The following is a 19,615-nucleotide window of genomic DNA, read 5'->3' as shown; positions in this document are numbered from 1 at the left end:
GGGCTTATCCGTTGGGTGGCTGCCAGCCGCCAGGGGCCCGAACCCCGACCGTCACCTGTTTGCTGCCAGCATCGACAGTTTCAGCCGTGTCCTGGGGCTGGGCCTGGTTTTCCTTGGGTGGCAGCGTGGTGGCCTGGGTCTGGACGATGAGGATCTGCTTGAAGGTGGCCGTCACCATCAGTGTGTATTCGCTTTTCTCGTCCGTGGTCTGGCTCAGGCTGCGCATCAGCATATTGGTGTAGAGGCGCTTGCCAGTGGAGACGTCGAAAGGAATCCGTGAGGCCTGGAGCGCCAGCAGTTGGTTGTAGATCCCCGACACATAGTCTGAGCCGAAGGCATCCCCACCGGTCAGGGCCGACACTAATCCTTGCACGCCGCTGAGTACGCCGCCCAGGCTGGCGTTACTCCAGCCGCACCTGATGACCAGGTCCGGCTGTTTCTTGAAGGCGTGGTCGGTGATATTGGCGCCCAACTGTACCGGGTGTTCGGTAATCTGCAGCTCGTCGGTGCCGACCTCCTCAAGGGTGACATGCGCCACGATGCTGCCGATCGATCGTTTCGGGTCGATGGTGATAAAGCCTGCAAAGTTGGGCATGTCATTGCACCGCCGTGTTCAGGTTGCGGGTTGCTTCGCGGTTGACCTGGCCCTGGGCACCGCCAACAGCTTTTGCCGTGGCGGCCGGATCGGTTGCCCCGTAAACGTTGATGGTGGTGGTCTGGTTGAGCTGGGCGGCCATTTCTCCGCGGGATTGAGCCTCCCTGTTCCTGGCCTCGTCCGTCGTTCCGGGGCGCTCGTAATAGCGCGACACAACGGCACCGGCATCCTGGGCGTTCTGCGTTGCTTTCAGCAGGTTACCGGCCTTCTGCTCCGCCCCCTCGGTCAACTCGTAGTGAACAAACCGGAGCTGGTCCTCCAGCTTTGCCTTGTGAATATCGAACCCGGCCCATTGCTCAAACTGCTTTTGCCGGTCCTTGTGCCATTGCGCGACGCCGTAAGCATCCCCGCCGTCACCGACTGCGCTGGGGTTAAAGCCGCTTTCCTGGGAGAGGTTTGCGGCAATCCCGGCCGACTGCTCTTTTGTCCAGCCAAGGCCCTGGAAAAACCCCATGACCCCCTTGGCCATATTGTTTCCGCCGCGAACCTCTCCCGCAGCCGCGTCCTCTGCATCCCTTCTGCGCTGAACGATCTCATCCTCACCATCGTTCAAGGACGGTGAATACAGTGCGGCCCCCAGACCTGTTGCAAGCGTTCCGATAGCCCCAGCGCCAGCGGCGGCGGCACTCGTTCCAGCAATGGCGCTGCTAAGGCTGATGAAAGCGCCGGCAAGCCTTGTTATTCCGCTGATCAACGACAGCGCGCCCAGGGCGTTCAGCACCCACAACAACGCGATGATCTTTGTGCTCCAGCCATCGGTGGCCTCGTCCAGCTTGACGAAGAAGTCCCAAATCTTCTGGAGGTACGGGCCTGATTTCTCGGCCAGGTCGAGCAGCTTTAGGGTGATATCAGCGATCCGAGTCGCAATCATCGGGCCGTTCTGCTCGAACCAGGTGGAGAACCGTTGGAAATCCGGCCCCAACTTGTGCATCAGTGCAGCTTCAACCTGAATCGAGAACGTCTCGAACTGCAGGCCGATCCCACGCAGCACCTCCATGAACGCGTGGGCGTCCTTGGTAGCCTGGTCCAGGCCGCTGTCCTTGAGCTTTTTGCGGTTCTGCTCGAGCTTCTGCCCGAACTTATCATCCTGGATCGCGCGCAGGGTCTTCTCATCGATGCCGAGCACGCCAGCGTACTGGGTTGCCTGGTACCACGGCATGGCCTTGAGCTTCTGGCCGACCTTGACCAACAAATCGGCAGTGTCGAGGAGGTGGCCGTTGGCGTCCCGGGTTTGAACCCCTATCCCCTTCAGGAAGTCCTCACCGCCAGGGTTGTCGCGCAAGAACCTGGCCATGCCCTCGATCGAGCCGCGGGCCTCATCGGCCGAGGCGCCCAGATCTCGAGCAGCATACTCGGCGGACTTTAGGCTTTCCGCAGACGCTCCCACGCGCTGGGACGCGAAGTACAGGCCCTCCAGGTTCGACGCGAACGCCGAAACGCCGGCGGCGACTGTCAGCGAAGCACCGGCGATCACCTTCACAAGGTTAACGACGCTCTTCGTGGCGTTGTCGATGCCGTCGGTAAACTCCTTGGTTCCCTTCTTATCGACCTTGAAGCCCAGGGCGACCAAGAACTCCTTGATGACGTCTTGATCTGCCATTTATTCCTCCTGAGCTCTGCGGATCCTGGCCTTGTTCTCGGCGCGGACCAGCAGCGAATCATTCATTTTGGCGACGTCGGAAAGGTCGAGGGTCCCGTCAATCAGGGACTCATAACGACACATGCCCTCATGCACGGGGATCAGCATCCAGTCCTCCCCGTTCGGCATTGACACCAAGTCGACCGTCAAGCCGTGGTGGGAGTGCTCCGGCCGGTAAGCATCCCTTGTAAGAAAGGGCCCAGCGACTCGGTGATGACGCGGATGGACAACTTCATCATGACGCCCAGGTCCAGGTCGTCGAACATGCAGACGTTGTGGCTGGTGCTCCAGACCGGGGACCAGGAGTTGCCCTGTTTGCGGCTTACGGCCCCCAGGCAGGTGGCCAGGATGAACTCGGCCGCCTCGTCGGGCATGTTGGCGATACCATCCGCGAACGGCTGCATAACCTCGGCCATTGAGCCCAGGTCATCGCTGAGCGGGGTCAGTAGCTTGGATTGATTTTCGCCGGACGCCACGGCCTCGCCAGCAGATTTCGCCATAGCCTTCTCCGCCTTGGCCGAAGCCTGGAGTTTCAGGAACACCGGGATCAGCGTAGGGATGATCGGAGCGATCTTGCGGGACAAGTGGAACTGCTTGAATGCATCCAGCTTGCCGATCCGGTAGGTGTCTTCACCCAGTTGGAATTCGCTCATTTTCAATAAGTCCCCAGCAGAGTATCGATCTTGATGACGTCAAAGACCCAATCGTAGGTGCCACCCTCTTCCTTGTAGGTCAGGTCCGGAACCTTCTTGAAGGCGCAGAAGCGGCCACCGGTCGAGTCACCGCTCGCGCTGTTGGTGATGGTGATGAGGTTCTGCCCCCAGAGCGAGGAACTGAGCGACTGAGCGTCATACAGCGCCATCAGCTTGGCATTTACGGGGGATGTCTGGAGGTAGCGGAAGGTGAAGGTGCCGGATTTTGCGGCACGCAGCGAGTGCATGCCCTCGCCATCGGCCCCCGTGATCATGATGTTTTTATCATCGGCCCGGGAAATCGTGATGCCTTCCTTCGCGTTTCCGGCCCCAGCGCCCAGATCGATTACTGCGCCGGCGCCGACCAGGGTGGCGTTGACGTCGAGAAAGCTATAAGTAGCCATAGGTGATCAGCTCCGATCAGCGGTTGACGTTGACAATGACGTCGACGAAGTGGACGGCGCCGGCCAACTTGACGGCGATCTGAATTACGGGAGCTTTACGGGCTTCTCGGTCAGCCTGTGACTGGCTCTCGACCGGTGCGGCATACACGTAATAACCCTTGGTCAGGAACTGACCCGTGGCAATGGCGCCGAACGCCGGGCCACCCCACTGGCCTGGTGCGAGAAGACCATTCGAAACCGCCTGGTCCAGGCGCGATTCAAGCTTAGTGACGAACTGATTGATGCCTGCGTTGGTCTGCGGGATCTTGGTTGGACTGGTGTACATCAGGTTCCAGACTGCGGTTTGCAGGTCGTTTTGCAGCCAGTCCAGACCGTGCACCTCATCGAAGAAGTACCCGTTGCACATCACCCCTTCCTGGATGATCGCCGTGTCGTTGTTGTAGTTGACGAATACGTTGCAGTTCTTCGCTTTCAGAGCGTTAGCCTGCGTCTCCGTCAGACTTTCGGCAGTGATACCAGGCTCTTGCTTGAATTTCAGGGTGATGGTTGTGTTGTTCCCCTGGAAATTGACCGTGAACGCCCGCCCGAATACAGAGGCTGCGGCATACGGGGTTGAGCTGGAGAACTGTGTGAAAGTGCGCTTAAAGTTGGCGGCTTTCAGCAGGTAGGCAAGGTCCGTGGTGCTGGTTGGATCGAGGGCTAGCGGGCTCTGCGTGGTGTAACCGACGATCCGGCTTTGGCTGGCCGCTTCGATATAGGCGGATACCGCCTGCGCGTCAGAGGTGGACACCGAAGGATCAGCCACCAGCAGGCCATACCAGTCGTTCGACATGCCAGCCAGAGTCGTCACTGCGTTGAGCAGGGACTCGGCTGGCACGCCGCCGACTGGCGCAGACGCAACACCAGTTTGCAGGCTCAGCAGCACGCTCAGATCGACGCCCGAGGTCGGGGCACTGGCATAGCTGACCGTCGAGCTTGAACCGGTGGTCGAGCTAGTGATGACGAACTGGCTATTGGTCGCATCCCAGACGCAGTTCCCAGCGGCACCCAGCGCGGTTGAAATAACCGATGCCACGCCGTTCAGGTTGGTGGTGCCCGACAGGTCGATGGCGCTCAAGGTCTTGAGCGTGCCGTCGATGGTGATTTTCATCCCGCCGGTGGTGACTGAGGTGAAATTCGACATGGCCTGCTGGGCCAGCGAAAGGACGCCGCCTTCCAGCAGCCCGGAGGTTGCGGTCTTTGCCCAGCGGCCTGCATAAATGATCGATGGTTGCGGCAACTGGTCAAAGAACAGGTTGGCCGCAATGTATTCCTGGGCGGTGCTGCCGAAGTCGCTCAGCAGGCCGTCAGTTCCAGAATACTGGCGAATCCGTTCAGCGATATCGATCACTGGCGACGAACCGAGGACCAGCAGAGCGCCGAAATTGCGCGTGGCTGCCGCTTTCGGAGACATGACGATCTGGACGGTTACGACGTCCGAAATGGCAAGAGTCTGCATTACTTTCTCCGGGTGGAATCAGCCGACGATCTGAGGATCGGCGGACAGGATGTTGAGAACTGGGTAGACGCGGACCACTTGGCGCCGCATCCGAATGAAGAAGTCGTAGCGGCGGACCCACTGCTGGTTGACCAGCTCGGGCACTGGGCGAATCTCGGATGCGCTGATGAGGCCCATGCCCTGGGCCTTCACCACCTCCCTGTTCTGGGGGATGAAGATGCCGTCGCGCAGAATCGCGGCGTAGGCCTGGGCCTGCGGGCCATAGAACGCGCACAGCACCTCAAACTCTTCGTGCATCTGGTACTGGTCGTGACCATCGTCAGATCCGTCGTGATCAATGGCCGGATTGGAGATTGTCTTTATTTCGCCAGCGCCCACAGCACACCAGTTGACGGTGGGCTCTGGTTGCCTTGGTGGCTTTGGTTGCCAGCGCGGCCGCACCATCGGCCCAGGTAGTCCGGTGATGCCGACCACCATGGCCTGCAGGATATCTTCGAGATCTGTGTCTTCTGCCGGCGCAGGCGACCCCGCCGGTGCGAGGTAGCCACCGGTTGCCGAGGTGTTGCCCATGGTTTATCCCGCCAGAGGTAGAAGGTCGCAGGTCGCGCAGATGAAACCGCGCCCGAAGTGGGCGTAGTCATTGACGTTGGAGACGGTGTAGGTCTTGCCGCGCCAGGTGACGATATCGGCGGCGGTATCCCCATCGCCGGTTGTCAACTGGAAAATGGTGTGGATGGTGATCGAGCCCTTTTTGCGCTCGGCACCCGCCAAGCGCTCCAGGATGTCACCCTTGTCACTGGTGACAACGCCGGCAAAGGCGATGTTCGTTTGGGTCGAGGTCGTCCTGCCGTTGTCGCCGACCACTAGGACCTGGCGCTGGCATGCGAGCCCCGTATCCATGAAATCGGGATCAAGCAGGACTTCCGACACGTCGAGTAGTGCCATGGCTTCAGTCCTTCTCGCGGATGACGTAGGTGATCGAGTTGCGCAGCTGACCAGTATCGATCAGTGGCTTGGTGCCGGTCCTGCCGCGCCTGCGCCTGGCCGCCAGGGTGCTTTCCGCCAACGGAGCAAGGTCACCATTGGTGATCTCATTCCTGGCTCCGGCTTGGGCAATCAGCCCGGTTGCATTCAGCTCAACTTCAACCTTCTCCGAATCGCCATCCATTGCCGCTTTGGCTGCCTTCTGCAGGTGGTTGTTGATGCTTTCCTGGGCTTTTGCGATCCCGGGATTCAGGAATGGCCTAGCCGGGATATTGGCTTTTGGCGAGCCATATTCGTGGATGTAGCCCAGTTGCGCGTTGTTGATGGGTTCCTCGTCGCCTTCCTTGCGCTCGGCTTTCGATGCGGGGATGCCTACCAGCACTTGCTTGCCCGCCAGCTCCTGAATGGACGCCAGGACCCGCGCGACGTTGTCCGTGGTGATCTTCATGCTCACAGCTGAATCCCCCCCATGCCGACCATGCGGGCCAGTTGCAGCAACTGGATGCCGTAGGTGGTTAGGTTGTAAAAACCGCCATCAGTGAGCGCAACGGCGCCAGAGTCATAGCCGACGCTGACCTTGTCGACTGACTTGGAGGTGGTCGGCCCCTTGACCTGACCGGGCGCACCGCCGACCGAGGCTGCTAGCTGGTTGCCCGCGGCGATGGCCAGGTTGTGGGCTGCGAACAGTTCAAGTCCAAGGTTCAGAAGATCGCACCAGCGATCCTCCGGCAACAGCTTCGCACCCAGGTTCAGCCATAGGTTCACGGCTGAATCCGGGTATTTGGTTGTGTCAGCGAACTCCGGGAAGTCCTGACGAAACTGGGTGGCGTCCATGATCACACCCCGGCGGCATCCGTCACCGTCTCGGTGTTGGCGGGGGGAGTTGCGTCCGTCGGAGCTGAAGTATCTGCCGGAGCATCCGAGGCCTGGGCCCCGGACGCGGCCTGAATGGCCTTGGCCTGCTTGGCCGTCACCGTCTCGGTGTTGGCCTTCACGTACCAATGGTCCGCGATATCGTCCTCGACCTCTTGCAGTCCGGCCTCGAACTCGCGAATACCCTCGGCCAGGTTGAGCCTGAAGCCCTGGAGCACATTGAGAAATTTCATAGTGCTCTCCTGTCAGAGGCCGTCGCGGTAGGCGATGGTTTCGGGGTAGACGAATTCCACACCGCCCAAACGACCGAAGTAGGTGGTCAGTTGGCGGATGTCGCGGTATTCCAGCGGGGTGCGCTGCAACGGCACCAGCGGGAAGCGAACGCGGTCGACGTCGTTGGTGTACGCCATCATGCGGTTGGTGCCGGAAGCGCCGCGACCAACGAGCCATTTCAGCGGCTGGATGTTCAGCGGAACGCCATTGATCGAGTTGGACAGGCTGTTGACCTTCAGGAACTCGAGCAGCGAGATATTACCGGCGCTAGAAACAATCTGGCTTACCAGAAGGCTGAAGCGGACGGGATCGAGGCGCAGTTCACGAGGGCAGATCGCATAGCCGGTGGCAGCCCACGCGCTGTTCAGGATCTCGTTGACGTCGGCCAGGATCTGGGCCGGGGTCGCAGTTGCCCACCCGCCAGTCACAGCGTTGCTGACGTTCGTGACAGTGGAGCCGTTGACCAGGCCAGTCAGTCCCAGGGCGGTATCACCGATATAGACCTGCTCGTCCACGTCCATCTGGTACTTGAGCTGCATGCCCTTGAACTTCTGCTGATCGACGGGGCGGCCAAGCTTTTGCGCAGATTCCAGCTCGGGGATGGTCCAGCCCAATTGCATGCCCCACAGATTCAGAGGCGTTGCGGTCTTGCCGATATCCAGCGCGATACCTGCGATGGCGTTGGTGTCCTTGCCGATCCAGCTCTTACCGTTCGGGCTGGCACCGCCGGCGGCAGCGAAGGTGGAGTTGGTGAAGGACGACAGTTCATCAGCAATGCTGACGTCTTCGCGCAGCTCGATGTCGCGCGACCAGGTCACGGACGCCAGCGGCATATGGAGGTTTTGGTCCAGACGTTCGAGCTCGCCAATCAGGAACACACCGGAGGAGTCGATGGTCTGGGCGTCGAAGGTCATCAGACCGTCACGGGTGTAGACGCGTTTGATAGCGCGCGGCAAGATCAATTGGCTCATCGAGCTATCTCCGTCAGATGTTGTAGGCGATTTCGACGTTGCCGGAGGCGTCAGCCGCAGACATGAACGTCGCGCCGGTAATGGCGATGGTGTTGGTCGAATCGGCAGCGGCTTCAATGCCACCAACCGGCTTTCCGCTACCCGGGGTTGCCACGCGGACGTAAACCTGGCTGTCCAGGGCGGCGGTGCCGGCATTGAGCTTCACGGTCATGTAGCCACGGCGCATGCGGTTACCAACGCCAGAACCCTGAGGCGGCGTCGAGGTGCCAAGCGGATCGGATGCAGCGCCACCAGTGGTTGGGTACGGACGCACATACAGGCCAGTGACGACGGCGGCAGTGTCGCCGGCGCCGACAGGGATGAACTTGCCCGCAACGACCTTGCCGAACAGGCCATAGGCACTAAACGGGTTCGAAGGGTCGAGGAAAACCCCCTCGATGGTCGACTGGGATGGGCGGCTCACGTCGCCCGGGATGCCCGAAGGCATGCGATACAAAATTGCGTTACCCATGGGTAAATCCTCAGTTAGCGGCGGGTGCCGTTCCAAAATGCTTTGTTGGCCGCGTTGATGGCCGCGACGTCACCGGGGCGGCCGAAATCGCTCGTGGCGACCTTGGTGCGCGAGCCGCCGGCGTTGTTGCGCGCACGGATCAGTTCGGAGGCGCCCATGAACGCGGAAGCCACCTGGTCAGCAGTCAATGCGCTGATCTGGCGGCCGAAAAGGAAGGTGCTGACGGCGGCCTTGCCGTCCTCGGTCTGCATGGCCCTGGCCAATGCCGCGCGCTGGCAGGCGCAGACGTGGTCGGAGGTTTTCACCTTCGAATCACGGGTAGGAACGGACATGCCTGGCGCCAGGATCTCGGCGCGAGAACGAAGATCAGTCAGGACGGCCGCGTCACCGGTGTAGACCTTCCCGGAAGCATCAGGAACATGGGCTGCTTGCTCAGCGCTGAGGACGTCATCGTCGGTTGGCACTCTGTCCAGGTCCTCGTCTTCGTCCTCGGTGAGTTTCTTCACCTCGCCCTCCATGTCGCCCATGCGCTTGTCCAGGGCTTTCATGGTTTTTAGGATGGCGTCGAGGGTCTTGGAATCACCGGTTTTCGCCAGCCTGCCGTTTTCCTCTTCTTCCAGTTCATCACCGGTCTTGGCCCCTTCCAAGGCCTCCTCAAGGGCGGCCTCGTCCTTCGCACGAAAGGCGGTCATCACCCGATCGCGCCAGGTGCGTTGCGGTTTTGCATCAGTCGTCTTGGCCACTTCGGAATCTCCAATTGCGCACCGCGGGCCACAGCGGCCGCGTTCTACCAGGGCAACGTGGTTACCCACGATGTTTGTCTGGCGGCCGCGACCGACCGCCAGTTGTTCGTATTCGGCGTCGTATCCGCAGGACACTTGCCGCAGACCGCTGCGCACCTCTTCGATGGCAACGGAATCGGTGATCAGCAGGTCGGCCAGCATCAAATCGCTTTCAACACCGTCGCCCTGGCGAACGTTCTGGGTGATACCCATCGACAGTTCGCGCCAGTTGGCGGGCGTCACAAAGTCATCGGGGTGACTCATTGTTACCGGCTTGCCTTCGAAGCTGGCGATGGTTTCTGGGCGGAACACCTGATCGGGGTTGCGCTCGATGGTCACCAGGCCATCCTGGCCACCTTCGATAATTGGTCCGTCCTCGTTGACCAGTTCGCTCTCGTCGTAAACGAGCGTGCCGGTGCGTGCGATGGGCACCGCCTCGCACAGCAGGAAGCCCTCGGGGGTCATGCTCTGCCGGGCGCTCAGGCGCTCAGGCGCGAACCATCGCCCGGCTTCATCCTGGGTTCTCACTTTCATGGTTGGGTTACTCGGGGATAACGGGATCTGCCCAGCAGCGGCAGTTCGGGAAGCACCCGGCATGGCCGGTCATCTTGTCGAGGGTGGGCGGCGAGTCCCAGCGGACGAACTTGCCGTTCATTTCAGCGTGGGAGTGGCGAACGTCGGAATCGCCCGATGTCCGCCAGATGTAGCCTTCGCTGCCAACCGACCTGGCGCGAGACTCGGTCAACGCCGAGGACGTGCGAGAAACCTCGGTTCGGGCAATCACCTTGGCCTTACTCTCGGACACTTCGCCCGAGCGCTGTATCTCCTTGGCGATCTCGCTGGCCCGGGTGCCATCCTCGATGCCTTGCAGCGTCAGCTCGTGCACGCGCTTGGCTGCGTCAAGCGGGATGCTCTTGATCAGCGTCACCTGTTCGGCGAGCAATCCCTGCATGACCTGGCCGGTGGGCGCATTGCGGATCTCGTCGCGCAAAGCCTTCGACATGTTCTCGGTCATCACCGCCCAGGCCTTGCGGTCCTGCTGGTTGACCTCGACGAGCATCTTGCTTGCCGTCGATACGGCCCAATCGCCAAGCAGATCGGAATAGCGTTGCAGCATCTGGTTGATCGTTGGTTCGGCCGCTGGATCGCCAGGCGGAAAGCCATTGATGATGCTTCCGACCTGGCGCGCTACCTGCGACAGAGAGGACTGGTATTGCCGTTCGGCTCTACTCGTCCTTACCGGATTCCGGTTTCGCTTCTTGTCCCGGGTTTTCAGGCGCATCGATCAGATCCTTTTCACCGGGGACCGGTGGCGGTTCATCTTCAGCCGCCTTGATTTCATCGTCAGTGATGTTGCTCCAGAGCCCGGTGGTGTTGCTGGACTGGCGAAGCTCTTTCAGCGCGGTCGGACGGTCGATAATTTCCGCTTCGAATGCTGTCGCGATCGAGGTTGTGTCTTTCGCGGCAATCTCTGCCTTCTCGGTGTCGCTAAGCTGCCAAAGCGGCACGAAATCGAAGGCGAACCCCTCGGGGAGAGGCTTGCCCAGCTCCGAACGGCTCATGACGTCGCACAAGGTCGTTACGCCAGGGCGCAAGTACGTGTCCTGGTCGCTCTTGACGCTGTCGTAGTAGATACGCACGGACTCGTCGCCATCGCCCATGCCCCCAGGCGACTGCCCGAACAGAATGATGTCCGGAGTCTCCACAGCGCCACAGACCTGTTCGCCGAACTTATCGATCACGTCAGACAGCCCCGAGAAGCTGTATTGATGCGTTTCGAACTTGTCCTGGGCGTCCATGAGGGTCAAGCCCTCGTTGCTCTGGAACTGGCGGATCATGTCGATGTTCTTGAGTAGTGCCTCAAGCGATCGCCCACCCAACGCAATCAAGTCGCGCAGCCCTGTGACCGAGTAGGTTCTCAAATGAGCCTTGTAGACCAGCTGCGCGGTACCCGACGTAACACTGTCGAACGCAACCAGACGATCCCATAGGCGCTCGAGAACCGACTGGCCCCAGCCGTTTTCGGCGATCCGCTGCCAGTACGGCAACTCAACGCCCTCGCGGCGGATCACGCGGGAGTAATGGATTTTCTGGTTGACCAGCGCCTGGGCGTCGGCCACCACGGTATAGAACTTGGGCTTGCCCATGTCCGGACCGTATTCGGTGACCAGGTTCTCCAGCGATGGCTGTACGAGCCAGCGGTCGAGCACCAGCAGGCCCTTGAACTGGCCGGGACCGATCGTATCGAGGCGCAGCTGCGTTTCAGGCTTCTGGCCATCGATCAGCATCACGGCGATGGAGCCGCCATAGAGGCGCGACCATTTCTCGTTGTCTCCCAGGCCCTTCCAGATCTGCAGGCGCTCGAAGGCGCGCGCGAGTTTGTCCTTTTCCTCGGGCGGCATGACCGAGTTGAACTCGATACCTTCCCGTGTCATGTCCTTGGCCCGGCAGTCCACCGCACGGCCTGCCAACCAGCTAGACCGATATACCGCTTCCATCTGGATTCGGTTACGGCTGACGAAGCTGAAACCATAGCCGCTGTCGCTGTGCTGGTTCTGGGTGCCAAGGCCGACCCGGGCGGTGAAGTTCTGGAAGCTGTCGCCGGTCATGAACGATTTGCGTGCGGCGTCGGTTTGCTGGTTGACCTTCGCGGCCCTGGCGTTGAGTTGGTGCCGCTTGCTCATAGTCTTCCCCACACGGCAAGGCTGCTTTGGCTGCCAAGCATGTCGTTGATTGCGTCACACATAGGGTCTATCTGGTCGTCGTGCAGGTGGCTGTCGTCCGCGGTGAACGACTCGCACTCAGTGATGAAATCGGATGTGAACGGGGCGTTTTCAGGGATGCAGACGTTGCCGGACTCGATGTAGGCCAGCACGTCCATGACGCGGGTCAATTTGTCTTTGTTGCGCTCGATGCCAGAAATGGGGATGCCGCCCAGGCTGCGCAGGTCCTGGATAAGGCCGGTGCCGCTGGCCTTGTCTTCGACCATGAAAGAGCGCAGGTAGCCGATGTCTTGCTGGTCCGCGTGCTTGTTCCAGAACTCGGTGGCACGCTTGCGCAGGTCTGGGGCTTCCCACTTGCCGCGCAATTGATCAATCAGGTAGATACGGCGGTCCTCGCCGAGTCCCCAGCACTGGAATACCGTGTAGTCGTTCCGCTCCTTGGTCTTCTGCGCAGTATCCGCGTAGATCACCCGATACTGGATACGGGGCAACATGCGGTAGCGCAGGAACCAGGCCGAATGGATCAGGCCGCCGCCTTTGGTGTTCGGGCGCTGCTGGTAGAGCGCATCCCAGGCGTGCGAGCCGATGGCCTTCTTGATCTTGGCCAGGCGCTCCAGCGGGTAGCGCTCAGGGTGTAGAGCCTCGCCGGCCTTTCTGAACTCTTCGTCCTCTTCGGCGATTGCCGCAAAGCTGACGATCTTCCAGTTGTCGCCCTCGCCATTCGCCATCTGCTGGAGGAGCCGGCCTGCGAGGTCGTCCTCGTGCCAGCGGGTCATGCCCAGCAAGATGCCGCTGTTCGGCGACAACCGGGTGTAGAAGGTGGTGGTGTACCAGTCCCATATGGCCTGGCGCACCGTTTCGCTGTTGGCTTCCTTGGCGTCCTTTACCGGGTCATCGATGATCCCGATGTCGGCGCCCATGCCAGTAATGCCCGCGCCGACACCAGCGCTGCGATAAGCGCCACGACGCCCGACGACCTCGAATATCTCGCTGTTGCGCAGGGCGGTGCCGGTGGCGTTCACGACGCGCCGGCCGTTCAGACAGGTCCCGGGGAAAATCCCGTGGTAGACATCTTCATCGATGATCCGCTGAACATCCCGGTTCATGCGGTTCGCCAGGTCCGAAGCGTACGAACAGGCGATCATTTGCAGGTCGGGGTTCTTGCCCAGGGCCCACGATGGAAACCGACGGCTGAACAACTCCGACTTCCCGCTGCGAGGCGGCGCGAAGATCATCAGCCGCGGCTGCAGGCCCTGCTCAACGTCGAAGTAGAACTGCTGAAGGGCCTGGGCCATCACCCTGTTGAACCAGCCCTCAACGAAATCAGGCTTGGTGCGCAACGTGAAGTGCATTAGCCCACGTCGGGCACGCTCATTCCGGATCGACTCCAGGTCGAGCAGCTGCGGCGATATGCTCAAGCTGCTCAAGCTGCTCATCGGTCAGATTCCCAAAGTCGACAGTGGCGGTTTTAATCGGGCCGCCGTGTGGGTCACTGATGCCGATCTGGTCGCGGAAGGCATTCACGCTGACGTGCTTGCCCAGCAGCTCAAGGTTTTTCACCTTGTCCGGCCACTTGATTTTCTTGAGGATGCCGACCATTTCCCGGTCTTTGCCGGAGCCCTCGAAGAGTTCGGCCATGTCGATGCCCGACAGGTACTGGCGCCAGACCTTGGGCCACTTGCTGACCGGTTTGAACGACATGTCGTCTTCGAGGATGTCGACAAAGTCCATTTGATCGATTTCGGTCAGGCGCTGCAGGACATAGTCCGCGTTCACCTGGGTGCGTTGATTGCGATCAGCCTTGGCGGCCTGGATGGCCTGCTCGATTTCCGGCCGCTGCATGAGCTGCCAGGCCAGAGAGTTGACGCCCTTGGCGCTGTATCCGGCCCGGATGGCCGCCTGTGAGGCGTTCAGATCGAGCAGGTACTCGACAACGAAGCGCTGCTGCTTGGCTGTCAGCGCCATGGGGTTACCTCACGTTCAGACGACCTTCTTGGCCAGCGCGGCCGCCTCAGCCCAGAACACCGGCAGTTCATGGCCCAGGGCAGTGAGGATGCCTTCCAGCACCTGGATGACATCGCGGGCGGGCGCTGGGGCAGCAGCAGGCTGAACAACTGCTACCGGAGCAAGCGTGGCAGCTTCAGGCGCCGCAGTGATCGAGAGGCTGACCTGGCTGGTGTTGTTGGCGTCGTTCGGCGAGGTCGCGGTGATCGCGACGGAACCCGTGGCGACAGCAGTTACCACGCCGGCCGCGTCGACGGTGGCAATGGCGGTGTCGCTGGATTCGAAAATGGCGGCTTCGCTTGCAACCAGCTGCATGGTGGCGCCGACGATCAGTACGGACGCAAGAGCGGTGATATTCATCTGGGGTTCCTCGTTTCGGAAGGGTTTCGCAATCCATGCGAGGATGGATTTGAAGGGGTTCATTGCTGATCACCGCCAGGTGGCGAGGACTGCGCAAGGACTCGCGCGACGGCAACGCCGATGCCGAGGCCCATGTTGATTGCCGCGTACAGGATCGGGTTGATCGTTCCTTGAAACAGGGTCCAGCCCACGGCGCCGGCGTTGAGGGTCGCGGTGACCAGCGCAAGGCGTACAGACCACAGGCGATGGCAGGTGCCAACATCGTCGATCAGTTTCATAGCGTCTCCGCCTTTCGTTCGGACCAGCGCCGGCCGAGCGTGCGCACTTGGTCAACACCGAGGATCCCGACGAAGCCGGACGCGAAGAACGACCAGCCCGGGGACAAACCGAATTCCTTGACCGTCAAGCCGACGACCATGACCAGGAACGCGCCGAGCACTGCCTCGATGAGCTGTCGCCCGCGCCGCGTTTCCTTTCCGTCGTACTGGATGCGCAACCACACCAATGCGGCCGTCAGGCTCATCGCCAGGGCGTTATCCCTGAATGCGGCAAACACCAACACCCAGAACGACGGATCTTTTTCGGGCATTTTCTTCATCATCCGGACGTCCTCCCGGGCGGGAGTCGAGAATAAAAAAGACCGCCAGTGAGAGCGGCCAAGGGTCACCACCGTGAGGAGTGGTTTTGAATTGGTTGCGCGAGATGGATTCGAACCACCGACCTCCGGGTTATGGGCCCGGCGAGCTGACCACTGCTCTACCACGCAAATTTTTGGCAACAAAAAACCCGCACTTGGCGGGTTTCTGGGAGGCGGACGTAACTTTGCAACTTGCGAAAAAGGTATCAGAACACTCGCCAAATGGTCAAGCGGTCATGTTTTTGCCGATCTCGGCGGCGGCGCGGACGATGGCGCGGCGAGAAGCCGCGTAGTCATCGCCGCCAGCTGGCGCCAGTTCTTCGACAGAGCCAAGATGATTGCCGCCGGCATCGCATCCCCAGGAAACGGTGACGCAGCCTGCGAGCGCCTGCTCATTGCAGATGTACAGCCCAAGCTTTACGGCAAGCCTATGCGCATCGCCGTCATCAGTAATCGGATCCCACCAATGGCCGTTTTCAGGAGTTCCTATCCATGCAGACCACACACCATGCTGGTCTACTGGAGGAGGCATTCCGGTTGCTTTGGCCGCCAGCTCCAGCAATTCACGATCACTCATGCCAAACCCTCCCGTTCATGCCTTCGGATGTTACGCCACGCGCCTGTTCACGTCCCCGACGCGCTGTCGCTGGTTCCAGTACTCCGCCACTCGATCGCTGTACAGCAGGTGGCGCACCGGGCTTTCGACCATGTCTGCACCCCACTCATCGCGGTATGCCTGGGCGTAGACGCTCATGCGCTTGAACCACCGCCGAAGCTGCGTCACACCCATGGCATCGAGACGCTTGCGCAGTGCGGCACGGGCCGGATCGCGCCGCTCGACGTAGTTGGTTGCCCGGGCGTCGGCCGCTGCCTCTCGGTCGTGGCGGTCCCAGCGGCACCAGCCGGGCTCTTTGCGCTCGTTCATGCGAACGATGACGGCAGCCACGGGCTTCAGCGCCTTCGCATCGAGCTTGTCGATGGCCTTGCAGATCGCGTCCCAGAGGTTGGCCCAGTCACGGGCCCAGTGGCTGGCGTCCATCTTGGCGCCGTACCAGTCAAGCACGAACTCGCAGACCCTGGTGCTGCCCCAGCCCTCGCGCCCGAACACGAACGCCTGGTGGGACTTGATCGCGGCCAGGGCCAGCCAGTAGGCGATTTCACGGCGCCGCGGACTGCACTCGGGCAGCTCAGTGGTGAACCAGACCAGGCCGTGGGCGATGTTTATGTCCTGGCCGGTGGCCACGGGCGAGTACAGGGCGTGCCCGAAGTGCTGCAAGGGCTTGGGCAGCGTGGCAATCGCGGACTGCACCAGGCCCGCGGCGAGCATGTGCGCGCACCGGCCGTTGCTGTCGAGCATTGAGGGTATCGTCTCGCCGACCACGCGGCCGGTCTTGCCGAGTTCCGCCCGGGCCGCTGCCGCTGCCAGGACCGAGTCGCGCCCCTCGTGCAGCGAGTCCCGCCAGGCCTGTCTCGCGCTGATAAGTTTCATATCCCCTCCCAAAATCAAAATCGGTATTGCGTAGTTTTGCGTAGCACGGTGTTTCAGTTGCAGAGCGCTGGCCCGCAGCGCAGGAACAGGTTCGCCGCGATCAGCAGGATGGTGCCGACAGCGGCTGCGGTGATGATCAGGTAGCGGTTCATGAGGTCAGCTCCATGGTCTTCTGGCGTTATGGTGCGAAGTCGCCGCGCAGTGGCATCAGCTCACCGTCTGCGTACAGAGCGAATTCGGGGGCTCCGGGATGAGCTACAAACCAACCATTCGTATCAGCTCTAGATGGCTGGTCATCCCTAAAACACTGGTCCCCCCTTGAGAACCCGCGAATCGATCGTGACAACGCTGTACGCGGGAATTTCCTCGTCATCGACCAGCGTCAGCGCCAGGTCGCCCGGCTTGAATTGATGGTTCATGAGCTCTCCCCCATCAGCGGCACCACGCGAACGGAAACACCCGGGGTTTCGCCGAAGCGCTTGCGGGTGAATACATCCACGACTTGCACGTCATCGCGGAACACGACGCCGTTGATGCCGTCGCAGATGGCCTTGAGCACGTTGTCGATGTCCGGTTTCTTGGTCGGCATGACCAGGCCGGCGAGCGCGGCGGCGGTTTTCTTCTTCGACCAGGACTGCGCGATGCTGACGATGATGCGCAGCTCGATCAGCACTGGGCCGGCGATCAGTTCGCGCCCGGCCATGGCTTCGTGGGCTGCCATGGAGATCAGGGTCTCGTAGTTCGCGGTCTTCTTCGGCGTGAACATGCGGGCGTGGCCGCCGATGGTGGTGACCCGTGGCCTGCCCTTCCCCACGGCTTCGCCTGGCACGATGAACGAAACTGGCTTGAGGTCAGTCATGGTCTTGCCTCGCCCGCTTCGATACGCGAAACGCCAGTTATCAGAACCTTGGCGCAGTGATCTTCAGAAAGCTTTTCCTCCATGCTTTCGATGTTTTCGCGGCTAGGGGCCGTATCCGTATCACGATCGTGGAAGAACCGACCCACCCCATAGGGGGGCGTAATCACGTAGCTGATGAGGTATGTGCGCACAGATACAGTTGGCTTAGACATGGTTACCTCTCCGGATTTTCAGCATGTCGAGCAGCTGGTACCGGGCTGCCGTGGGGTTGCTTGGGATGCCCTGGGCGAGCACGAGGGCTTCGGCCTCCTGGCGTGAGTGCTCGAGCTGGACCTGCTCACGGGGGCGCATGCTGTCGTTGCCGATGCCCTTGGCAATGCGCCCTTCCAGCGGCTGGCCGGTCTGGGCGCGGCGCATGACGATGGCGTAGTTGCGCTCGAAGCGCTGGCGCAGGGCCTTGTCGTTGCTCGATCCCGAGTGCAGGTCGAACGTGCTGGTGGCTTCGGCTGCAATGCGCACGGCTGGGTGGGTGTACTTGCCTGCGCGTGCTTCATCCCAGGCTTGGGCCTCACAGGGCAAACCCATGCTTTCTGGGGTTGGCTTGCACCAGGCAACGAACTGGCCGACTTTCGGCAGGAATGGGCTCTTGTCCTGGCGGGCGTGCTGGAATCCGTAGGCCAGTTGCGCTTCAGAGTTGATTCCCCCCTGGATGAATCCGGCGATCCACTCGCGCTTGGCGTTTTTCAGGGCTGCGTCGTCGGTCCACGCCTGCCGCCATGCCGGGTAAATACCCTGGAGCTTGTCGAACACGGTGTTCACGTATTCGGCAGTTTGCTGGTCAACCTTGATCGGCGCGGGCATTGGTATTTGACCCAATGCGTGCTGCGGGTTGAGGCCCTTGGTGATTTCCGAAACTCTTTTCATAGGATCGGCTCCAGTGCCCAGTCAGTGCTGGCCATGTCCAATGGGGGGTTGCTGTTGCGTTGCGGTGAAGTAACACGGCGGTTGGCGTCTTCCTGGGCCTTGAGCAGCCAGTTACGCCAAGTGGCGATCCAGTCGGCCTTGGTGCTGCCGTTGCCACGCCAGTAGTTCACGAACTTCTCGGTTTCGTTGATCAGGTGCACAGCTGGGGCGCGGTCAAGCGCCCACTTGCGCATATCGCCGGTGACGTTGAAGGGTTCCGGCAAGCGGGATTTGCGCTTGGGTTTTGGATCGACTGGCGACTGCGGGTCAGCATCCGGCTTGCCGTTTTCAGCAGCAGGGGGATTAAGGGGGTTCTTATTCTGTTCTGTATCTGTTCTGTTCTGTTCTGGGGCGTTACTGGAACGTTTCATGCGTGTTTCACGTTCCTCGGCCTCTTTTTTCTTCTTCTCGCGATGGGCTCTAACCCTTGCTGTGCTTGAGTCAGAGACGTATTGGCGCTTCTCCCAATTCGCCAGAGTCCAGTCGTCATTTATGAATCCCTTGGCCAAAAAAACGGCCTTGGTTTCGGCAAGAATTTCTTCTGAAACACGTAGTGCAAACGCTATGGATGTTTCGCGTTCCGTTACATGAAACGTTTCAATACCGTTACTACATTCGAGGCAGAAGAGCATCACCAGGCGGCGCTGCATGGCCTCACTGAGCATCTGCACTTTGGGGTCGGTGGCGAACTCGCCATACATCCGGAACCAATCCATGATCAGTCCCACCCCAGCGGTCCTGGCCGCTTCTTCTCGGCCTTCAGCCCGATCTCGGCCAGAGTTTCCAGCGAGTGCAGGTAGGCAGGTGTCACGAGCATGGCGGACTGGGGAACTACGCGCAGGCCCAGGAACGAAAGCACCTTGGCCCATCTTGCGTACTCTCCCTCGTTCCAGCGCGAAACGGTTGACTCGCTCAACCCGGTTGCACGAGCAATCTCTTTCTGACCCACGGACAAAACCCGCTGCAAGATCAGGGTTTCCGTCTCCCGTGAGCTTTCATCACCTTCTTGACTTAATGGGGATGTGGACATGGTCAGGCCGCCGACTGCGATTTGTCGTCGCCGGCTTTCAGTTCCCCGTTGGTGATCTTCTCCAACTGGTACTGACGCAACTCTGGGACCTCCTCCCCCCACTGCCGGACAGCCTCATAAGTGATCTTGAGGGCTTTGGCGAGGGCGGGGATGGAGCCGAAATGATCAATGGCTTTTTGACGTTTCATGGGCACCTCCAATGCTCGTACGTCAAATTCAAGCATGCTTGTATTTAATAAGCAAGCATGCTTGCCAAGCCAACTTGTAG

Annotated in this window: 29 protein-coding genes and 1 tRNA gene; all 30 read right to left on the bottom strand. The window is 60.7% G+C overall.

What is annotated here, in order from left to right; translation table 11 throughout:
• Positions 1-4: 4 nt before the first annotated feature.
• On the bottom strand, positions 5-595 hold the full coding sequence (locus AC07VG_RS11180) for a phage baseplate protein (RefSeq protein WP_495021077.1): 591 nt from the start codon (positions 593-595) through the stop codon (positions 5-7).
• A 1-nt stretch (position 596) separates the two neighbouring features.
• Positions 597-2,255: a phage tail tip lysozyme gene (locus AC07VG_RS11175; protein ID WP_495021076.1), complete on the bottom strand. Its 1,659-nt coding sequence runs from the start codon at positions 2,253-2,255 to the stop codon at positions 597-599.
• Positions 2,256-2,402 carry a DUF6889 family protein gene (locus tag AC07VG_RS11170; protein WP_495021075.1) on the bottom strand — a complete coding sequence of 49 codons (147 nt, stop codon included), beginning with the start codon at positions 2,400-2,402 and terminating at the stop codon, positions 2,256-2,258.
• Positions 2,403-2,440: 38 nt separating this feature from the next.
• Entirely contained in the window at positions 2,441-2,947 is a 507-nt protein-coding gene (locus AC07VG_RS11165; RefSeq protein ID WP_495021074.1) for a phage tail assembly chaperone, read from the bottom strand.
• Positions 2,948-2,949: 2 nt separating this feature from the next.
• Positions 2,950-3,390: a tail tube family protein gene (locus AC07VG_RS11160; RefSeq protein ID WP_495021073.1), complete on the bottom strand. Its 441-nt coding sequence runs from the start codon at positions 3,388-3,390 to the stop codon at positions 2,950-2,952.
• A 16-nt stretch (positions 3,391-3,406) separates the two neighbouring features.
• Positions 3,407-4,888, bottom strand: a complete 1,482-nt coding sequence (locus AC07VG_RS11155) for a DUF3383 domain-containing protein (protein ID WP_495021072.1) — start codon at positions 4,886-4,888, stop codon at positions 3,407-3,409.
• A gap of 18 nt (positions 4,889-4,906) precedes the next feature.
• Positions 4,907-5,458 (bottom strand): phage neck terminator protein, encoded by a 552-nt coding sequence (locus AC07VG_RS11150; RefSeq protein WP_495021071.1) that lies wholly within the window; start codon positions 5,456-5,458, stop codon positions 4,907-4,909.
• Between the two features lie 3 nt (positions 5,459-5,461).
• Positions 5,462-5,833 (bottom strand): hypothetical protein, encoded by a 372-nt coding sequence (locus AC07VG_RS11145; protein WP_495021070.1) that lies wholly within the window; start codon positions 5,831-5,833, stop codon positions 5,462-5,464.
• A gap of 4 nt (positions 5,834-5,837) precedes the next feature.
• Positions 5,838-6,320, bottom strand: coding sequence for a hypothetical protein (locus tag AC07VG_RS11140; RefSeq protein WP_495021069.1), 483 nt, complete (start codon positions 6,318-6,320; stop codon positions 5,838-5,840).
• 2 nt (positions 6,321-6,322) lie between these two features.
• Complete coding sequence (locus AC07VG_RS11135; protein ID WP_495021068.1) at positions 6,323-6,706, bottom strand: DUF4054 domain-containing protein; 384 nt, start codon at positions 6,704-6,706, stop codon at positions 6,323-6,325.
• Between the two features lie 2 nt (positions 6,707-6,708).
• Complete coding sequence (locus AC07VG_RS11130) at positions 6,709-6,978, bottom strand: STY1053 family phage-associated protein (RefSeq protein WP_495021067.1); 270 nt, start codon at positions 6,976-6,978, stop codon at positions 6,709-6,711.
• A 12-nt stretch (positions 6,979-6,990) separates the two neighbouring features.
• Entirely contained in the window at positions 6,991-7,989 is a 999-nt protein-coding gene (locus AC07VG_RS11125) for a DUF2184 domain-containing protein (protein ID WP_495021066.1), read from the bottom strand.
• A gap of 13 nt (positions 7,990-8,002) precedes the next feature.
• Complete coding sequence (locus tag AC07VG_RS11120; protein WP_495021065.1) at positions 8,003-8,500, bottom strand: structural cement protein Gp24; 498 nt, start codon at positions 8,498-8,500, stop codon at positions 8,003-8,005.
• 14 nt (positions 8,501-8,514) lie between these two features.
• Complete coding sequence (locus AC07VG_RS11115) at positions 8,515-9,816, bottom strand: DUF2213 domain-containing protein (protein WP_495021064.1); 1,302 nt, start codon at positions 9,814-9,816, stop codon at positions 8,515-8,517.
• Positions 9,817-9,823: 7 nt separating this feature from the next.
• Positions 9,824-10,564: a phage head morphogenesis protein gene (locus AC07VG_RS11110; RefSeq protein ID WP_495021063.1), complete on the bottom strand. Its 741-nt coding sequence runs from the start codon at positions 10,562-10,564 to the stop codon at positions 9,824-9,826.
• The gene (locus tag AC07VG_RS11105; RefSeq protein WP_495021062.1) at positions 10,509-11,966 is read right to left on the bottom strand and encodes a DUF1073 domain-containing protein; all 1,458 of its coding nucleotides are present in this window, start codon (positions 11,964-11,966) and stop codon (positions 10,509-10,511) included. Before AC07VG_RS11105 ends, AC07VG_RS11110 begins: the two co-directional genes overlap by 56 nt.
• Positions 11,963-13,441, bottom strand: coding sequence for a phage terminase large subunit (gene terL / locus AC07VG_RS11100; RefSeq protein WP_495021061.1), 1,479 nt, complete (start codon positions 13,439-13,441; stop codon positions 11,963-11,965). Before terL ends, AC07VG_RS11105 begins: the two co-directional genes overlap by 4 nt.
• Positions 13,377-13,970, bottom strand: coding sequence for a terminase small subunit (locus tag AC07VG_RS11095; RefSeq protein WP_495021060.1), 594 nt, complete (start codon positions 13,968-13,970; stop codon positions 13,377-13,379). Before AC07VG_RS11095 ends, terL begins: the two co-directional genes overlap by 65 nt.
• 15 nt (positions 13,971-13,985) lie before the next feature.
• Positions 13,986-14,432, bottom strand: a complete 447-nt coding sequence (locus AC07VG_RS11090) for an Ig-like domain-containing protein (protein WP_495021059.1) — start codon at positions 14,430-14,432, stop codon at positions 13,986-13,988.
• A complete protein-coding gene (locus AC07VG_RS11085) occupies positions 14,429-14,647 on the bottom strand; it encodes a DUF7940 domain-containing protein (RefSeq protein ID WP_495021058.1) in 219 nt (72 codons plus the stop codon). The genes AC07VG_RS11090 and AC07VG_RS11085 overlap by 4 nt, the downstream gene beginning before the upstream one ends.
• Entirely contained in the window at positions 14,644-14,970 is a 327-nt protein-coding gene (locus AC07VG_RS11080; protein WP_495021057.1) for a phage holin, lambda family, read from the bottom strand. The genes AC07VG_RS11085 and AC07VG_RS11080 overlap by 4 nt, the downstream gene beginning before the upstream one ends.
• An 89-nt stretch (positions 14,971-15,059) precedes the next feature.
• Positions 15,060-15,135 (bottom strand) — tRNA-Met (locus AC07VG_RS11075).
• Positions 15,136-15,232: 97 nt separating this feature from the next.
• The gene (locus AC07VG_RS11070) at positions 15,233-15,583 is read right to left on the bottom strand and encodes a hypothetical protein (RefSeq protein WP_495021056.1); all 351 of its coding nucleotides are present in this window, start codon (positions 15,581-15,583) and stop codon (positions 15,233-15,235) included.
• Between the two features lie 30 nt (positions 15,584-15,613).
• A complete protein-coding gene (locus AC07VG_RS11065) occupies positions 15,614-16,495 on the bottom strand; it encodes a hypothetical protein (RefSeq protein WP_495021055.1) in 882 nt (293 codons plus the stop codon).
• Between the two features lie 415 nt (positions 16,496-16,910).
• Positions 16,911-17,354, bottom strand: a complete 444-nt coding sequence (locus AC07VG_RS11060) for a RusA family crossover junction endodeoxyribonuclease (RefSeq protein WP_495021054.1) — start codon at positions 17,352-17,354, stop codon at positions 16,911-16,913.
• Positions 17,351-17,566 carry a hypothetical protein gene (locus AC07VG_RS11055; protein ID WP_495021053.1) on the bottom strand — a complete coding sequence of 72 codons (216 nt, stop codon included), beginning with the start codon at positions 17,564-17,566 and terminating at the stop codon, positions 17,351-17,353. The genes AC07VG_RS11060 and AC07VG_RS11055 overlap by 4 nt, the downstream gene beginning before the upstream one ends.
• Complete coding sequence (locus tag AC07VG_RS11050) at positions 17,559-18,278, bottom strand: replication protein P (RefSeq protein ID WP_495021052.1); 720 nt, start codon at positions 18,276-18,278, stop codon at positions 17,559-17,561. The genes AC07VG_RS11055 and AC07VG_RS11050 overlap by 8 nt, the downstream gene beginning before the upstream one ends.
• Positions 18,275-19,045 carry a hypothetical protein gene (locus tag AC07VG_RS11045; RefSeq protein WP_495021051.1) on the bottom strand — a complete coding sequence of 257 codons (771 nt, stop codon included), beginning with the start codon at positions 19,043-19,045 and terminating at the stop codon, positions 18,275-18,277. The genes AC07VG_RS11050 and AC07VG_RS11045 overlap by 4 nt, the downstream gene beginning before the upstream one ends.
• Positions 19,036-19,347 (bottom strand): transposase family protein, encoded by a 312-nt coding sequence (locus tag AC07VG_RS11040; RefSeq protein ID WP_495021050.1) that lies wholly within the window; start codon positions 19,345-19,347, stop codon positions 19,036-19,038. Before AC07VG_RS11040 ends, AC07VG_RS11045 begins: the two co-directional genes overlap by 10 nt.
• Positions 19,348-19,349: 2 nt before the next feature.
• Entirely contained in the window at positions 19,350-19,535 is a 186-nt protein-coding gene (locus AC07VG_RS11035) for a Cro/CI family transcriptional regulator (RefSeq protein WP_495021049.1), read from the bottom strand.
• Positions 19,536-19,615: the final 80 nt, after the last annotated feature.

This window comes from Pseudomonas sp. GW821-FHT03C07, from assembly GCF_059420925.1.
This window is presented reverse-complemented; position numbering and strand designations above follow the sequence as displayed.

Excerpts from the sequence above, each read along its gene's own strand:
- AC07VG_RS11120 (WP_495021065.1), bottom strand. The coding sequence starts at position 8,500 with ATGGGTAACGCAATTTTGTATCGCATGCCTTCGGGCATCCCGGGCGAC.
- AC07VG_RS11170 (WP_495021075.1), bottom strand. The coding sequence starts at position 2,402 with ATGCTGATCCCCGTGCATGAGGGCATGTGTCGTTATGAGTCCCTGATT.
- AC07VG_RS11145 (WP_495021070.1), bottom strand. The coding sequence starts at position 5,833 with ATGGCACTACTCGACGTGTCGGAAGTCCTGCTTGATCCCGATTTCATG.
- AC07VG_RS11175 (WP_495021076.1), bottom strand. The coding sequence starts at position 2,255 with ATGGCAGATCAAGACGTCATCAAGGAGTTCTTGGTCGCCCTGGGCTTC.
- AC07VG_RS11035 (WP_495021049.1), bottom strand. The coding sequence starts at position 19,535 with ATGAAACGTCAAAAAGCCATTGATCATTTCGGCTCCATCCCCGCCCTC.
- AC07VG_RS11080 (WP_495021057.1), bottom strand. The coding sequence starts at position 14,970 with ATGATGAAGAAAATGCCCGAAAAAGATCCGTCGTTCTGGGTGTTGGTG.
- AC07VG_RS11165 (WP_495021074.1), bottom strand. The coding sequence starts at position 2,947 with ATGAGCGAATTCCAACTGGGTGAAGACACCTACCGGATCGGCAAGCTG.
- AC07VG_RS11040 (WP_495021050.1), bottom strand. The coding sequence starts at position 19,347 with ATGTCCACATCCCCATTAAGTCAAGAAGGTGATGAAAGCTCACGGGAG.
- AC07VG_RS11140 (WP_495021069.1), bottom strand. The coding sequence starts at position 6,320 with ATGAAGATCACCACGGACAACGTCGCGCGGGTCCTGGCGTCCATTCAG.
- AC07VG_RS11180 (WP_495021077.1), bottom strand. The coding sequence starts at position 595 with ATGCCCAACTTTGCAGGCTTTATCACCATCGACCCGAAACGATCGATC.
- AC07VG_RS11105 (WP_495021062.1), bottom strand. The coding sequence starts at position 11,966 with ATGAGCAAGCGGCACCAACTCAACGCCAGGGCCGCGAAGGTCAACCAG.
- AC07VG_RS11130 (WP_495021067.1), bottom strand. The coding sequence starts at position 6,978 with ATGAAATTTCTCAATGTGCTCCAGGGCTTCAGGCTCAACCTGGCCGAG.
- AC07VG_RS11160 (WP_495021073.1), bottom strand. The coding sequence starts at position 3,390 with ATGGCTACTTATAGCTTTCTCGACGTCAACGCCACCCTGGTCGGCGCC.
- terL (WP_495021061.1), bottom strand. The coding sequence starts at position 13,441 with ATGAGCAGCTTGAGCAGCTTGAGCATATCGCCGCAGCTGCTCGACCTG.
- AC07VG_RS11150 (WP_495021071.1), bottom strand. The coding sequence starts at position 5,458 with ATGGGCAACACCTCGGCAACCGGTGGCTACCTCGCACCGGCGGGGTCG.
- AC07VG_RS11155 (WP_495021072.1), bottom strand. The coding sequence starts at position 4,888 with ATGCAGACTCTTGCCATTTCGGACGTCGTAACCGTCCAGATCGTCATG.
- AC07VG_RS11115 (WP_495021064.1), bottom strand. The coding sequence starts at position 9,816 with ATGAAAGTGAGAACCCAGGATGAAGCCGGGCGATGGTTCGCGCCTGAG.
- AC07VG_RS11125 (WP_495021066.1), bottom strand. The coding sequence starts at position 7,989 with ATGAGCCAATTGATCTTGCCGCGCGCTATCAAACGCGTCTACACCCGT.
- AC07VG_RS11085 (WP_495021058.1), bottom strand. The coding sequence starts at position 14,647 with ATGAAACTGATCGACGATGTTGGCACCTGCCATCGCCTGTGGTCTGTA.
- AC07VG_RS11110 (WP_495021063.1), bottom strand. The coding sequence starts at position 10,564 with ATGCGCCTGAAAACCCGGGACAAGAAGCGAAACCGGAATCCGGTAAGG.
- AC07VG_RS11065 (WP_495021055.1), bottom strand. The coding sequence starts at position 16,495 with ATGAAACTTATCAGCGCGAGACAGGCCTGGCGGGACTCGCTGCACGAG.
- AC07VG_RS11095 (WP_495021060.1), bottom strand. The coding sequence starts at position 13,970 with ATGGCGCTGACAGCCAAGCAGCAGCGCTTCGTTGTCGAGTACCTGCTC.
- AC07VG_RS11055 (WP_495021053.1), bottom strand. The coding sequence starts at position 17,566 with ATGTCTAAGCCAACTGTATCTGTGCGCACATACCTCATCAGCTACGTG.
- AC07VG_RS11135 (WP_495021068.1), bottom strand. The coding sequence starts at position 6,706 with ATGGACGCCACCCAGTTTCGTCAGGACTTCCCGGAGTTCGCTGACACA.
- AC07VG_RS11050 (WP_495021052.1), bottom strand. The coding sequence starts at position 18,278 with ATGAAAAGAGTTTCGGAAATCACCAAGGGCCTCAACCCGCAGCACGCA.
- AC07VG_RS11090 (WP_495021059.1), bottom strand. The coding sequence starts at position 14,432 with ATGAACCCCTTCAAATCCATCCTCGCATGGATTGCGAAACCCTTCCGA.
- AC07VG_RS11060 (WP_495021054.1), bottom strand. The coding sequence starts at position 17,354 with ATGACTGACCTCAAGCCAGTTTCGTTCATCGTGCCAGGCGAAGCCGTG.
- AC07VG_RS11070 (WP_495021056.1), bottom strand. The coding sequence starts at position 15,583 with ATGAGTGATCGTGAATTGCTGGAGCTGGCGGCCAAAGCAACCGGAATG.